Origin of the sequence: Kitasatospora sp. NPDC090091, assembly GCF_044747365.1 — a bacterium.
Lineage (GTDB): Bacteria > Actinomycetota > Actinomycetes > Streptomycetales > Streptomycetaceae > Kitasatospora.
Map to the genome: position 1 here is coordinate 77,966 of NZ_JBIVDY010000031.1, position 14,247 is coordinate 92,212.

10 protein-coding genes and 1 pseudogene are annotated in these 14,247 nt (G+C 67.3%); 3 read left to right on the plus strand and 8 right to left on the minus strand.

The window, feature by feature from the left end:
• Positions 1 to 125 precede the first annotated feature (125 nt).
• Positions 126 to 1,133, plus strand: coding sequence for a hypothetical protein (locus tag ACIPSC_RS35690; protein ID WP_400833212.1), 1,008 nt, complete (start codon positions 126 to 128; stop codon positions 1,131 to 1,133).
• Between the two features lie 10 nt (positions 1,134 to 1,143).
• Here the strand turns inward: ACIPSC_RS35690 and ACIPSC_RS35695 are convergent, their stop codons facing one another.
• From ACIPSC_RS35695 to ACIPSC_RS35710, 4 genes and pseudogenes are all read right to left on the minus strand, one after another.
• Positions 1,144 to 1,770 carry a hypothetical protein gene (locus tag ACIPSC_RS35695; protein WP_400833215.1) on the minus strand — a complete coding sequence of 209 codons (627 nt, stop codon included), beginning with the start codon at positions 1,768 to 1,770 and terminating at the stop codon, positions 1,144 to 1,146.
• Between the two features lie 173 nt (positions 1,771 to 1,943).
• Entirely contained in the window at positions 1,944 to 3,269 is a 1,326-nt protein-coding gene (locus tag ACIPSC_RS35700) for an ATP-binding protein (RefSeq protein WP_400833218.1), read from the minus strand.
• Positions 3,270 to 3,436: 167 nt separating this feature from the next.
• The gene (locus tag ACIPSC_RS35705) at positions 3,437 to 4,342 is read right to left on the minus strand and encodes an ABC transporter permease (protein WP_400833222.1); all 906 of its coding nucleotides are present in this window, start codon (positions 4,340 to 4,342) and stop codon (positions 3,437 to 3,439) included.
• Positions 4,343 to 4,877: 535 nt separating this feature from the next.
• Positions 4,878 to 4,958, minus strand: a pseudogene (locus ACIPSC_RS35710) (BBE domain-containing protein); the annotation flags it as partial.
• Positions 4,959 to 5,064: 106 nt separating this feature from the next.
• On the opposite strand from ACIPSC_RS35710, the gene ACIPSC_RS35715 reads away from it, so the two are divergent.
• On the plus strand, positions 5,065 to 6,219 hold the full coding sequence (locus ACIPSC_RS35715) for a tyrosine-type recombinase/integrase (RefSeq protein ID WP_400833225.1): 1,155 nt from the start codon (positions 5,065 to 5,067) through the stop codon (positions 6,217 to 6,219).
• Between the two features lie 47 nt (positions 6,220 to 6,266).
• On the opposite strand, the gene ACIPSC_RS35720 is transcribed toward ACIPSC_RS35715, so the two are convergent.
• Positions 6,267 to 6,458, minus strand: a complete 192-nt coding sequence (locus ACIPSC_RS35720; protein ID WP_400833228.1) for a helix-turn-helix transcriptional regulator — start codon at positions 6,456 to 6,458, stop codon at positions 6,267 to 6,269.
• Between the two features lie 651 nt (positions 6,459 to 7,109).
• Between ACIPSC_RS35720 and ACIPSC_RS35725 the strand changes: the two genes are divergently transcribed.
• A complete protein-coding gene (locus tag ACIPSC_RS35725) occupies positions 7,110 to 7,754 on the plus strand; it encodes a hypothetical protein (RefSeq protein WP_400833232.1) in 645 nt (214 codons plus the stop codon).
• A gap of 51 nt (positions 7,755 to 7,805) precedes the next feature.
• Here ACIPSC_RS35725 and ACIPSC_RS35730 read toward each other — a convergent pair whose 3' ends face one another.
• The 3 genes from ACIPSC_RS35730 to ACIPSC_RS35740 all read right to left on the minus strand — a co-directional run bounded on the left by ACIPSC_RS35730 (position 7,806) and on the right by ACIPSC_RS35740 (position 13,901).
• Positions 7,806 to 9,056, minus strand: coding sequence for an IS256 family transposase (locus ACIPSC_RS35730; RefSeq protein WP_400833236.1), 1,251 nt, complete (start codon positions 9,054 to 9,056; stop codon positions 7,806 to 7,808).
• A gap of 110 nt (positions 9,057 to 9,166) precedes the next feature.
• Positions 9,167 to 12,793, minus strand: coding sequence for a hypothetical protein (locus tag ACIPSC_RS35735; RefSeq protein WP_400833239.1), 3,627 nt, complete (start codon positions 12,791 to 12,793; stop codon positions 9,167 to 9,169).
• A 151-nt stretch (positions 12,794 to 12,944) separates the two neighbouring features.
• The gene (locus ACIPSC_RS35740; RefSeq protein ID WP_400833242.1) at positions 12,945 to 13,901 is read right to left on the minus strand and encodes a hypothetical protein; all 957 of its coding nucleotides are present in this window, start codon (positions 13,899 to 13,901) and stop codon (positions 12,945 to 12,947) included.
• Positions 13,902 to 14,247 lie beyond the last annotated feature (346 nt).

Genomic DNA, 14,247 nt, shown 5'->3' on the forward strand with positions numbered 1-14,247 from the left:
GCGTGGAGTCGGGCAACGGCTCCCGTTCGAGTATCCGGGGTGATCAGGGGCCGCGCAAAGGCGGATACTGGGAGCGTGGAGGGCTTCTCCCCGGCGGACGGCGCGGTCGGCGACGGAGGTCGGCGATGGCGGCCGTGACGTTGGGCGTGCTCCGCGAGCGGCACCCGGCGGAGACCCGGGTCGCGCTCGTACCGGAGGGTGTGCGTGACGTCGACGGCCTCGGGCTGAGCGTCCTGGTCGAGGGCGGCGCAGGAGCCGCCGCGGGCTTCACGGGCGCCGCATACCGGGCGGCCGGGGCATGCCTCACCTCCACTGCCGAGGCCACCTCGGCGGACATCGTGGTCGCCGTCCGGCGGCCCACGGTCGACGCACTCGGGCCGCTGCGCCGCGGACAGATCCTCATCGGCATGCTGCGACCGATGCACGCCCCCTTCGTGGTCCGCCGGTGGGCCGACGAGGGGGCCACCCTGATCACTCTCGACCAGTTGCCGGCCACGGCCGGACCGCCGAGCCCCTTGGACGCGGCGGCGGGCCAGGCGGAGCTCGCGGGGTCCGAGGCTGTCCGCCTGGCAGCCGGCCGGCTCGGCAGGGAACCCGCCGGCGTCCTGGTTCTGGGCGGTGGCCACGCCGCTCGGCGGGCCGTCGAGACGGCCCGGCTGTCCGGCGCGAACGTGCAGGTCCACGGGGCGGGCGAGCAGGCACCGGCGGCGGCCCTGCCGTCCTTCGACGTCGTGATCAGCACGGTCGACCCCTCTGACAGCGCCCCGCCGCTGCTGATCGACGACGACGCCCTCCGCCGGCTCCGGCCGGGGTCGGTGGTGGTGGACCTGGCCTGCGGGCCTTACGGGCACACCGTCGCCGGAGCCGAGCCCGGCATCGAGCGGGTGCTCGCCGACGGCGTCACCGTGATCGGCGCCGGCGACCTCGCCACCCGCGTCCCGGCGCCCGCCTCCGCCGCCTTCTCCCGCGCCGTCACGGCACTCCTGGCCGGCGTCGTCCACGGCGGACGGCCGGTCGTCGACCTGACCGCACCCAACCTGGCCCCGCTGGTCATCGCCCACGGGGGCACCATCCGCCACGCCGGCGTCCTGCACCGGCTCGCGGAGACGACCGCCGCCGCGGGCCTGCCGTAGGCGTCGGCGGCTACGGCGACTCGGCGAACAGCCCCGCGAACCGCCCCGCCGACAACGCGTGGTGCGCACAGCGCGCGAAGCAGGCCGCCAGCAGAACCGCGTCCACCACGTCCGTGGGGTCCGCGGCCGCCCCTTCGGCGATGATCCGCTCGTACAGCAGCCGTTGGCGCTGGGCGGCAGCGTTGGGACCGTCATGGAGATCGGCAACGGTCGCCGCGGACGGCTCCCGCAGCGCCGCCGCCGCCAGCGACACCATGCCGAGCCCGAGGTCGGCGAGCCCGCCCAGCGGGGTGCGGAGCTCCTCCGGGAACGGCCCCCTGACGCGCCGCGCCGAGGCGATCTCCCCGATCTGCCGGGCCTGGCCTGCGAGGAGCCTCAGGTCTGCGCCGGTGTGGATCTCGGCCACCACGTCCCGGACGTCCGGCGGGCTCGCGCCCCCGACCGCGAGGACGGCTGTGACATCGTCCTCCAGCTCTTGGAACAGCGGTCGCGCCGCTCGCTCGGCCGCCTCCAGTTCCCGGCCGACCTCGACAGCCGGCGAGCCGAGCGCCGCCTCCGTCACCCGGCGCAGCGCCTCGGCGACCAGATCCGCCTGGTCGGCCAGCCGCTCACCGGTACGTGTGTAGGTATGGGCCATCCTCAGGCTCCCGTTCCGAACCCGTCCGCCAGTACTGCACCACTCGCGCTGACGCCGCCCGCCGGGCCACTGGACGCCCGCCGCCCGGACATCCTGCGGCGTGCTGTGGTTCCAGCCTGCACCGTCCGGAACCGCGCGGCGCGTCGGGCCTGCGGCTGCGGCGTCCGCCGGTCTCAGGTCCGGACATGGCGCTCGATGTCCTCGTTGAAAGTGGCCAGGGCCTGCGCTGTGAGGGTGGGGCGTATGGCGGCGATCGCCGCGAGGAAGTCGTCGGTCCCGGCAGGGATCCCGGCGCGGTGGGTGATCTCCTTCTCGAAGGCCTGCTGGGAGCCCTTGCGGGCTGCGTACTCGATGTCGGCGGGGGTGAATATCTCGCTGGCGGTGACCAACTCGTCGAGATCGACCCTCTGTGCGGCGGGCCCGAGGTAGTGGCGCCAGATCGCCTCGCGCGCAACGGAGTCGGGCGGGCCGACGGGGATGATGTAGTCGAAGCGGCCCGGCCGCAGGAACGCCGGGTCGAGGGTGCGCAGCGAGTTGGTGGCGCAGATGAGCAGCCGGTCGTCGTGGTCGCGGAACGCCGGGATGAGCTTGAGGAGTTCATTGGTGACACCGTGTCCGGGGTCGACGGCGGTGCCGGAGCGGGCAGCGGCGATCTCCTCGACCTCGTCGATGAAGAGCAACACGTTGTCGAGTTCGGCCAGGTCTGCGAAGGCCTCGCGCAGGGAGGCGGCGAGAGCCCCGTCGGCGTCGGCGGCCAAGCGTGAGGGGAACAGTTCCACGAACGGCCAGCCCAGTCGTGAGGCGACCGCCTTGGCGAACGTGGTCTTCCCGGTTCCGGGCGGACCGAAGAGAATGACCGCTTTGGGGGGACGGACGCCGTAACGCTCAGCCACCTCCGGTTCTGCGAGTGGGAGCACGATCCGCTTCTCGATGGCGTCCTTGGCCGCGTGCATACCCGCGAGCCGCTCCCACAGCCCCCGCGGCATGACCCGGCCGCCGAGCTGGGCGAGCAGCCCCGCGTCTCCCGCACCCAGGTGTTCCAGCTTCTCGTAGTAGACCAGACCGGTCACCTGCCGGTAGCCGGAGTTCTCGAGGGCCGCCGTCCCGGTCGAGCCGGGGATGAGGACCGCGCTGAACCGCCGCACTCCCCTCGCCCGCAGACGCTGTTCGATCTGAGCGATCAACGTGCTGCCCAGACCACGGTTGCGCCATGCTACGGACAAGGCGACGATCATGATCCATCCGCGGTCGCCCTCGGCGCGGGCGACCGCCATGCCGACCAGCTCTTCCCCGACCAGTGCGACCACGGCCGGCTGGCCCCCGCGGGCCGCGGCGACGACGTCGGAGACCGGGAAGACGGGGAGGGACAGGTCGGCTTGTCGGCCCTGGTCCCACAGCTGGATCGCCTGGTCCAGGTCGTCGTCGTGGAAGTCCCGCAGATGCCACACCGGCACGGCTTCCTCCTCGGCTTCCCGGGCCCCGGTACGGCCCCGGTGCACCGTGCCCGCGAAGTCTGTCCCTCGTCCTGGTCCCCCTCGCGGCCATTGTCCGCGCCGCGGTCGCGGCGGGCGACCAGAACCCCTCTGCAGGCATCGGCAGGCGTTGGCCCGAAGCGGTCTGAGCGTGGGGCGTGCAAGGGGCCGCACGGCCGTGCACGTCCACCGGGTCAGTCCGGGAGACGCACGGCCAGTGCGGGTCTGATCCGCGCGGCGTGGCGCGCGGGACCGAGTGCAGCCAGCAGGGAGGCAGCGAAGGTGACGGCGGCGAGCAGTCCGATGGCGCCCCACTCGATCGGGAAGCCGCCGTTCAGACCGGTGAAGGCGGAGCTCTTCTGGTACATCAGCCAGGTGGTCAGCACCCCGAGCACGGCGCCGAGGACGGTGCCTTCCAGCGCGACGAAACCGCTCTCCCAGAGGAACGACCGCTCGACCGTCCGGGCCTGGCAGCCGAGCGCCCGCAGCACGCCGATGGTGCGCCGCCGTTCACGGACGGCCCGGACCATCACCACGCCGAGGCCGGTGATACCGATCAGCAGACCGAGGGCCAGGAAACCCTGCATCAGCCGGAAGAACGCGGTGTTGGCGGCGAACAGGCGGTGCACGTCCTCGGCGATCGGGGTGGCCACCAGGCTCGCGGAGAGGTGGCTGCCCTGCAACCGGGATGCCAGCTCCTCCGGCGAGGTGGCGGATGCGGTGCGTACCAGGGCGCTGGCGGTCTGCGCCTGCGGGCCGAACTGGGCGGCCGCGCTCTCGCGGCTCTCGATCAGCGGGTAGACGGTGGCGCTGGTGCCGTTGCCGGGGTGGAAGGCGAGGCCGCTGCTGAGGACGCCCGCGACGGTCTTCGGTTCGGAGCGACCGGTGAGCGGGTCGGTGAGGGTGAGGGTGTCGCCGGGGGCGTAGTACTTGCCGGCGGGGCCGCCGGTGGAACCGAAGAAGCCGTCCAGGACGACGTAGTCGGGGTGGGCCACGAGTGCCTCCCAGACGGCCTTGTCGTCCGGCATGCCGGGCAGCCGCTCGCGGCAGGCGATCCCGGTGGCGGCCCCGTCGGGGATGCCGACGACCGGGGACGACATCGACGTCTATGTCGTCACCCACCCCGAGGCCGCCCACGGCCACCTCCGGTCGCCACGTCGACCGCGCCGGTCGCCACCGGGGCAGGACGGCCTCCTCTCCCGCCAGATCCGGGACCTGATCACCACGCATCCCCTGACGCCGTTCTGTTCACCGATGCCAGATGGAGGGTCTGGGCCGCCCGGATGGCGCCCCCACCTACGCCTGGTCCGCGAGCTGTCCGGCTGGCTGCCGCGTAATGTGCGCGTCATACCCAACGCGCTGCTCCGGGACCTCGGGCTCCTCCCACCAGGTCATCAAGCCTGACGGAACGCCAGTTCAGGTCAGCAAAAGGCCAGCATCAGCCCGAGTGGACCGCCCCAAAGATGCGCACACCTGAGAACTCTCCCCCTGGCACGTCGAACCTGTTCCGGTCCCGCGAGGAGGTCCGGCGAGCCGACCGCGTTCAGACAAGTCGTTACGATGAGCTCTTAACTCGCACCATTCATCCCGATATCATCCAGTTACCGGATGGTCGACATGCCTCTGCATGATCGGCTAGGACGGCAGGGTGATCGACTGGGCATGGTGGAAGACGTTCTTGGGGTCCCAGGTCTTCTTGGCCCTCTGCAGGCGGCTGTAGTTCTGCTTGTTATCACGGGGTTGACGTTTCCGCCCAGTTCAGGGGCATGATCCACCATCCGGAGTCAGCAAAAGGTCAGCAAGACTCCGGGGGTCAGCCATCATGGCAAGCACAAGTCTCATCCGCGGCATGGGCAGCTTCTTCAAGGAGTGCGAGCACCCGGAGTCCCGCTGGAGCAAATGCCCGCACGACTACAAGATCAGGTACCGCAACGCGTCCGGGCAGCAGACCGAGGAGTCCGGCTTCGCCAACCAGGAAGCGGCCAAGTCCCGGCTCGCCGAGGTCTACCACGCGCGCAAGAACTCCCCGATGAGCCTGCACAAGGCGGAGCGCATCAAGAAGTACGGCAGTATGCACTTCTCGGCCTACACCGCCGAGTGGCTGAAGGGCCAGCGGCACCAGAGCCCGACCTCGCTGCGGAACACCGACTCCATCCTCAGGAACCGCCTCCTGCCGGCCTTCGGCAGCCGCCGCATGGGCACCTTCGACCACAAGGTCGTGGAAGCGTTCATCACGGACATGGAGCGCGACGGCGTCGGCCTGGCCGCTCAGACCAACGCGTACATCAGGCTGAAGACGATCCTGCTGGACGCACACCGACTCGGCCTCTACGAGGACAGCCCGCTTGAGGGAGTGCAGCCCCCTCAGTACGACGCGGAGCGCGCGGTGATCCCCTCCCTCCCCCAGCTGCACGGCATCCGGACCGCCGGCGACGACGCCTTCCGCCTGGTCGCGGAACTCATGAGCGGCTGCGGCCTGCGGAACGGCGAGGCCTACGCCGTCAACATCAACAACATCGTCGCCGACGACGTCTACCGCGTCAGCGAGCAGGTCAACCAGGCCACCAAGAGCTGCGCACGCCTGAAGCACCGCAAGGCAGGCGAGTACCGCGACGTGCCACTGCCGGCACGTACCAAGCACGCCATCGAGTGCTACGCGGACACCTACGGGACCGTGAACGGCTACCTGCTCCGGAATCCCAAGGACATCACGCTCGCCATGCCGCATCACATCATCAGCGGGCAGTGGCGGAGGCTGAAGGCGTCCGGGCAGGTCGACCTGCCCGAGGGGATGGTCCTCTACGGCCTGCGCCACTTCTTCGCATCGAACTGCCTCAGCAACGGCATACCGATCACCGACGTCGCGGAGTGGATGGGCCACCGCGACGTCAAGATCACGTTCAAGTACTACCGCCACCTCATGCCCGGCTCCATCAGCCGCGCCGCGCAGGTCCTCGACCTCGGGCTGGCCGCCTGAACACGTGGGGGCCAGCCCCATTGGGCTGGGCCCCCCACCGTCGGCGTCTATGCAACCCGTATCCTCTGCTGCTTGACCCAGGCTTGGACCTCGGACACCTTGAACTGCAACTTGGCGTTCCTCCCGCATCCGAACTTGTAGGGCACGAGCCCGAGGCGTGGAGCATCGCGGTAAACCCAGGCGAGGGACATGTTCAGATACATGGCGGTCTCCTTCGCATCCATGAACTGATCCGGCACGGCTCCTCCTGTATGACCAAACCAAACGTTCGCGGGACACGAATATCTATGGAGAGAGCGGGTTTGGTCACGCCGTCACCGCGCGGTACAGGGCCCCGACCCCAAGAGATAACTTCCAGAAAGCCTTTCCGAGGCGCACCAATCCACGGGCCTTGACCCCGAATGTTAGACACGGGCTATGGCGACTTTGGTCAGGGCACTGAATTTGAATTCGTGATGTCGGCCAGCCGTCCATGATCAGGCCGGTGCCAGCGAGGCGGTCGTCGACGAGGTCCTAGCGGTAGTGGATCTTCTTAAGCCGACGCTTCACGGCCTGGACGATCTGATCAAGGTCGGCTGCGGCGAGGTTGCCGATGTCGCGTTCATCTCCGCCCGGCGAGCTTCCAGCGCTGGTCCACCCAGCAATGGAAGCGCGGTCAGCACTCCAACTCGGTTTCCAATTTGGCGATTTGGCTCCCACTGAGCCTTGGACGACCGGGTGAACCCTTCGACAGGACCCCGGCCTGACCCTGCTCATGCCACTGCCGGCGCCATCGCTCGACACCGGTACAACCACGGCTATCCATGTCCACCGCCGCGCTGGAGCAATAGTCAAGACCTGTGGACGAGATGACGTGCGAGCAGGCTGTGGCGCCCAACAGGATCGGTCCTATGCTGACGGTCGTGCAGGTACTGGGTGTGAGTAGTGAGGACGAGATGGTCGTCTGCTTCTTGAGCGGCGAGCTGTCCAGCCGGAGGTTCGGCCAGAGCCTCCGGTCCCACCTGGCGGCAGCCGGGCAGGCCGAGCAGCTGCTGACGCATCCGGATCTCTCCGACGCTGGAGAGAACTTCGCACGTCGCGCTCTGCTCGCTGCGACGCGCGGGTACAGCGAGAACCGTGACCTGTTCGAGAACTTCCCCACTCACGTCACGTGGACCAGGTCACTGCTGTCCGCCGACGAGGCGGCCGGCGTGCGCTACCTCGACTATTCCTACTGGGTCGAACTGTCGGGTGGCAGCCGCCGGCCGACTGACGCTGCCGCACGCATCAAGGCAGGGCTACGGGCGTTCGACGTGCCCAACGAACCGTTCGTCGACGCGGCCCACGCGTTCGTAAGAGGTGAGCGATTTCCTCCGCTCATCCTCGTCGGCGAGAGGCAGGACAACCTGGTCTGCCTTGAGGGCCACCTGCGCCTGACCGCCTACGCCCTCGTCGGCTTCCCGACCGACATCGAGTGCCTGATCGGCACCGCGCCGGCCATGGGACGTTGGGCGCGTCCAGTCGCACCAAGCTCTCGGCGCCCCAAATTAGCCTGACTGAGGACAGGTCGGCTCAGCCATGGGTCGGCTGGTGGTTCCTTTAGCCGATCAAGCGGCCCGCTCCTCGCGTTCGACGAGGACGCCGCTCTCGAAGCGTGCGCCGGCGCGAACCAGGGGCACCAGATGAGCACCGGTGATCGAACGCCATCGAGCCTGAGCTGACTCGACCAGCTTGAATACCATCGCGAGCGCGGCCGCCGGGCTGCCCGCACCTCTCGTGACCTTGGTCCTGAGCTTGACCGTCGAGAAGGTCGACTCGATGGGGTTCGTGGTCCGCAGGTGAATCCAGTGCTCGGCCGGGAAGTCGTAGAACGCGGGCAGCTCCCCCCGGTCCTCGGTGATCTTCGCGACGGCCTTGGGGAACTTGGCGCCGTAGGTCTTCGCAAAGGCGTCGATCGCCTTCTCGGCGTGGCCGCGGTCCTCGGCGTTGTAGATCTCCTGCATCGCCTTCGTCGCGCCCGGCTGCGCGGACTTCGGCAGGCAGTTCGTGACGTTGCGGGCCTTGTGGACCCAGCAGCGCTGGTGGCGGGCGGCGGGGAAGACCTCGGCGAGCGCCCGCCACAGGCCCATGGCGCCGTCGCCGACCACCAGCTCGGGGTCGCGCATGCCGCGTCGGCGGCAGTCCCGCAGCAGGTCGGCCCACGACTCGGTGGACTCGCGCAGCCCCTCGGCGAGCGCGACCAGCTCCTTGGTGCCGTCCAGGCGGACGCCGAGCAACACCAGGACGCACGAGTGCGCCTGTCCGAGCCGCACCTTGGGGTGCGCCCCGTCGGCCCAGACGTAGACGAAGTCCCGGTCAGACAAGTCACGGGCCTGGAAGGCGGCGTGGTCGTCGGCCCACTGCTTGGTCAGCCGGGTGACCGTGGCCGGCGACAGGCCGGCGGTGCCGCCCAGGAACTGCTCCAGGGCAGGTATGAAGTCCCCGGACGACAGCCCGTGCAGGTAGAGCAGCGGCAGCACCTCGGAGATCTTCGGCGACTTGCGGCACCACGGCGCGAGGATCTTCGAGGAGAACCGCTTGCGCTCGCCGATGGCGTCGTCGACCCGTCGGTCGTTCACTCGCGGGGCCCTGATTGCGACCGGGCCGGCGGCGGTGACCACGGTCCGAGGCCGGTGGTGGCCGTTACGAACCACCAGGCGCCGCCCGCGCTCGTCAGTCTCAGCAGTCAACTCGGCTATGCACTGGTTGACTTCCGCTTCCAGTGCGGCGGCGAGCATGCGTCGGGCCCCTTCGCGGACGATCTCGTCGATCAGGGAGCCGGACTGGGTGGAGCCGTCGTCGGTGACTACGCTGAGCACGGGCGTGCCTTCCCGACCCGCGCTGCAACGCGGGCCTACTCGGTGACCATCAAAGGATCAATCGGGAAGGTACGCTCTCCGCGCGCCTCCCCGGAGCTGATCCACAGGTCTTAAGCATTGCTCCCGCGCTGAGCCGGTTGGGACTTCTGTCCACTCCAGGCGTAGTTGGCGATCTCACCGCTGTAGACGATTACAAAGCCTGCTTCCGTCCTAGCTGCACGTTGTTCCGCGGCAGGTAGCGGCAAATACCACATCTCTTGACCGGTGCTCAGATCCCAGACGGCGGCAGTGCGGTCCCAACTAGTGGTAATCGCCACCGGCATGCCGTTAGGCATAGTGGTGGTCACGACCGCGGTCACTGGGCCGGTATGACTGGCGAGCGTGTGCAGGCGCTGGCCGGTGCTCACGTCCCAGACAATCGCCTTCTGGTCCCAGCTGGTAGTGACCGCGGCGAGAGTGCCGTCGGGCAGGGCCGTGACGGCGACCGCGGTCACCGGGCCGGAATGGCCAATGAGGGTGTGAAGGCGTTGGCCGCTACTTACATCCCAGACCGCAGCGGTACGATCCCAGCTGGTGGTGACTGCGGCAGGGGTGCCGTTGGGCAGGACAGTGAAGACGGCAGCAATCACTTCAGCGGTGTGGCCTTCGAGAGTGTGTAGGCGTTGCCCCATGTTCAGGTCCCAGACGATGGCCGTCCAGTCTGCGCTGGTGGTGACTGCGGCGGGCCTGCCGTTGGGCAGGGTGACGGTCGCGACGGCGGTCACGGCACCGGTATGGCCAGTGAGGGTGTGCAGGCGTTGGCCGCTACCTACATCCCAGACCGCAGCGGTACGGTCTCGGCTGGTGGTGACTGCGGCGGGCCTGCCGTTGGGCAGGGTGATGGTCCCGACGGCGGTCACGGCACCGGTATGGCCAGTGAGGGTGTGCAGGCGTTGGCCGCTACCTACATCCCAGACCGCAGCGGTACGATCCCAGCTTACGGAGACGACAGTGGGAGTGAGGCTGGGCAGGCTTATTGCGGCCAGCGCGGCCACCATTTTAGTGTGCCCGGTGAGGGTGTGCAGACGTCGGCCAGTCTTTAGGTCCCTGACGATGACGGTTGAGTCGGCGCTAGCAGTAAGGACCGCAATAGCGCCGTCAGGCAGAGCGGTGCTGACGATGGCAGTAACGTCGGCGGTGTGACCTTCGAGGCCACCCGGTGCAGACGAGGCCCCGGGGAAAGCTGAGGCGGTACCGCCCATGGGGGCAAGTGCCTCGGCTCTGCCAGTGGAGCCCCCGCCAGCCGCGCCGGGGCGGCTAGCTCCGTTGGTGGCCCACAATGGGAACGCGGCTGCCGAGCGCTGGTTCACAAGGACAGCAGCGAAGCCCTCAGCAAGATCCGGAAGCTGACGGTGGGCGGCGTCCAGGGCCAGCAGCTCGCGGCGTACCTCCGGCTTCTGGTTTCCGCGCCGACGGGCTCGGTAGATCTGAGCGTTGCGGAATGCCGACTCGCTGTTGATGTGAAGGCGATGGAGGACAGGGCCGTCGGGGTCAGCGAACACGAGGAACCGAAGGTCTTCGAGGAGCCGGTCGACGGCGTCATTTCCTGCTGCTACCGCATGGTTGGTGGAATGACGCAGCAGATAGGGCTGTGCGTTTCCCCAGTCGATGGCGTCTTCATCTGTATGGGGGATGCTGTCGATGAAGGCATCGTGAATGACGGCAGGGCTGCTCAGGTGTTCGGTGCGGTCGGTAAGCGCCTGGTGAAAATAGCGGTACAACAACCGCTGGTCCATGTCCGGGGTGGAGCGTAGATAGAACGCCGCTTTGGCGAGGACGCGCCGAGTGTCGGTCAGTTGAGGGGTCGGCCGATCGGGGGTAGGAGGCTGGTGTGCGAGAGCGGCAGTATGGATGAGCTCAAGTGGCATCCCCTGGCCTTGGGCCCTGCCCAGAACAGTGAGAACGGGCTTTAGCCATGGGTCGGTAGCGGCGAGGGCATCTGTGTGCAGGGCGAAGACCTCGCCCATAGTGCTTGGTGGGTTAGGGCTGATGGGCTCCCTACTGGCAAGCAAGTGGTCAGCGTAGAGTGCTGCAACAAGGAAGGCCCCGCTGTCGGTGTACTGGGCGAGCCGATCACTAATACGCCGGACTTCACTGGGCGGGTAGCGGTCATCCAGGAGCTGGTCGAGGTAGGAATGGAGGTCGTCGGCCAGCTCAGCGCGGTCCTCTGATGTGGCGGGATCGAGGCGAACTTCCTCCGCCCCGTAAGCGCTTATCTGCTGGAAAAGTTCAGGCAGATCGTCCCACCAGGGACGAGTACCGATGACGACACGGCACCCGGGTGTCTGGTCATCAAACGCCCGGCCAGCAAGCGGTAGAAGCAGTTGGTTGAGTACTTCTCGCGGATTGGCTGCCTCGTCGAGTGCATCGACGATCAGCAAGACTTTCCCTGCCTCCCTGATCGCCCTCACGATTGGCCCTGCCCCCTCCAGATCCTCGTCTTCCTCGAGGTCTGACGACACGCCTCGCGAGTGCAGCTGCCCGTCACGCCGGCGGCGGAGCTGCTCATGAAGGGACTCGGTGATCTGATCAAGAGTGAGTTGGCGGGCATGCACTGCCAGAACGTGGCCGTCTGGCTTCGGGCGGAATTCCCGCACCGCGCTGCGGACATGGGCGCGCATAGGATCAAGTTCGGAGTGGGTGAGGCACGCAGTGACGCCAAGGAGTGCAGACTTCCCGCTGCCGGGGCTTCCTGTGACGACGAGGATTCGGCGCTGGGTACGTTCCTTCGTGCGCAGGTTGATCCAGCTCTCGATCCGTTTCAGCTGAGTCGCACGCCCGCAGAACTGGAAGACGTTCGCCGTGGGATTGCCAGCAGCCCGGGTCGCAAAGTGCAGTGGATCCAGGCCAGGTGAGCAGCCAAGGGCAAACTCGCGCAGCCGGGGGTTCATGCCGTCCAAAAGGGCGGCGCCAGGGTTATGGGCAAAGGATGGATTGCGAAAGAACGGTTGAGGGGACTGGGCTGCTGAGATGTGCGATGTTCGGACGATGGCCTGATTTGGGCGGCCCTCGGAAGCGTCGGCCCGGGCAAGTTCGCGCTGGATGGCGACGGCGAGGGTCTCGACGGGTACGTACTCGAGTGTGGGAGTGATGTCGAGGGTGCTGTCAGCGAGATCGTGCAGGATGGTGGCAGCGGCAGCGGTGAAGCGAGCGCCGAAAGTGACGGCGTCGCCTGCACAGGCACCGATGACCCAGGTGTTCCGTATTGCATCCTGCGTGCGGTTCGCGGCCAGTTCTTGCAGCTGCTGCTGGAGGATGGCCTGGCCGGCCCCGCACACATCGAGGAGGAACAGAACAGGCCGGCCGCTATTCTCCGCAGTAGAGAGCAACTGGCCAAAGCTCACACATGTATCGTCGAGATGCTCGTCCCGGGCGTCAGCTCCCGCAGTAGCGAGATATAGGCTGCCGTTATCAGGCTGAGCACCGTGGCCAGCGAAGTGCACGATGAGGGGCTCACCGGGGCTAGCTTGCTGGCGAATCTCCTTCCAACGCGTCATGAAGCCGTTGCGGTCCACTTCCAGCAGTGGCTCACCGCCGGTCGTGACGCCGACTCGATCGAGGGACGAAGCCATGACGCGAACTGCCTGCGCGATGGCGGGCAGTGGTTCGAAGGTCGGTCGCCCGTCGGCCTGGTCTTCCTCACTCAGGTAGGGCTCGGGGAAGTCTCCAACGCCCGCGACCAGAGCTCGCGCCACCACGTGTCGTACCGCTCCTATCCAAGCGCCCAGCAGGGTCTAAAGCCTGAGTGATCACCTGTTCCTGATACCCCGCGTAGCCCTCTCGCTCGCCCGAAGACCGCTTTGATTCTGATCATCAAAATTCCATAAAGCATAAGTCACTAATTATCCGTCAGGTTAGGTACGGGGCAAGCGCCGCCGCCGTTAGCCCGTTGGCGAGGTATCCACCAAGACCATGGAAGCCGAGTCCGTTATCGGTGGTCTCGTCCTGGTCGACAGGAAAGGCCACAGACAGCTTTGGCGGAACCGCGACGATGTCACCGACATCTGCGATATTGACCCACCGCTTCACACCGACCGGACGGGCTCCACGTCCTCCGCGAAGTGACGGCTCTAGACGGCGCGCAAGCGAAGGGACACGTAGAGGCGAGCCCACGGTCAACAGCATCTCAATTTCCAGCTCCGGGTGAGCGTGAAGTGTTTCGTAAGTAACAACGGAGCCGAGCGAATGCGCCACCACGACCCTTGGCTGCTCCCGCAGGATTACGCCAGCTACCCGCTCACGAACCAGCTGGCGCCGTTCCGGCCAGGTGGTGTACGCCTCGACTTCATGCAGCATCGAGACCATAAGGCGTTCCAGCCGATGAATCGCCTGTTCCTTCACTGCGCCTACCAGACTGCCGCCACTCTGGTCAAGAAGCCAGCCCAACGTCTGCCGCAGCGGCGCGAGACCGATGTTCTGCGTTTCCTGCGGTGCGGGGGCACCCGCTACGGAGAGCCAGTCGGCCGCCTCTGCGCGCTGCACAGCGGTGAGATCAACGAACCCCTTGCCCGTCTGCCTGGTGGCCTGCATTTGCTCGGGCAGGTCCGTACGCAGAAGGTCTGCGTAGTAGGCCATCACCAGATCGGGGACATTGACGTTCAAGCCGGTCGCTGCGATCGCTCGTGCCAATTGCGTCTGACACTCCGCGGCTCTGCGGGCGCCTGCTTCCTCCGGCGTTGCCCCGCGGACATGGTTAAAGATCCCATGTACAAGCACCACTGACACGTTGACACCCCCACTCAACAGGCCGGGCATGGTCGCCAGCCGCTCAAGCTTCCTCCTGCGGCGGTGGTAGTCGAACACCATTCCTTCCGCTGCGGCGAGCGTCGTGTCAGCGCAGTGATGAAGGAGCACAGGTAAGGGCATCATCGTATAGGGCCAAGGTGGCACTCGGGGTGTGCCAGCACACTATTGGACTCTATCGGTCTTTGGGATGGCGGACTGAAGTCCTGCCGCCGCGAGTTCGACGCCCTTGTCAGAGCGAAGCCGGGCCCGGAGGCTGCCGATTCCATCGGCTGGCGTGCTCCGCGGGTCAGGGGCATTGCATGTTCGAGATCGGTCTCCGGTTCGCCGGTCTTGTGGCGTGTTGTGACGTCATGTCTCGTTCTGGGAATGGTTGTTCCCCGGAACGCAGTGCAGGCACGGTGCCGGT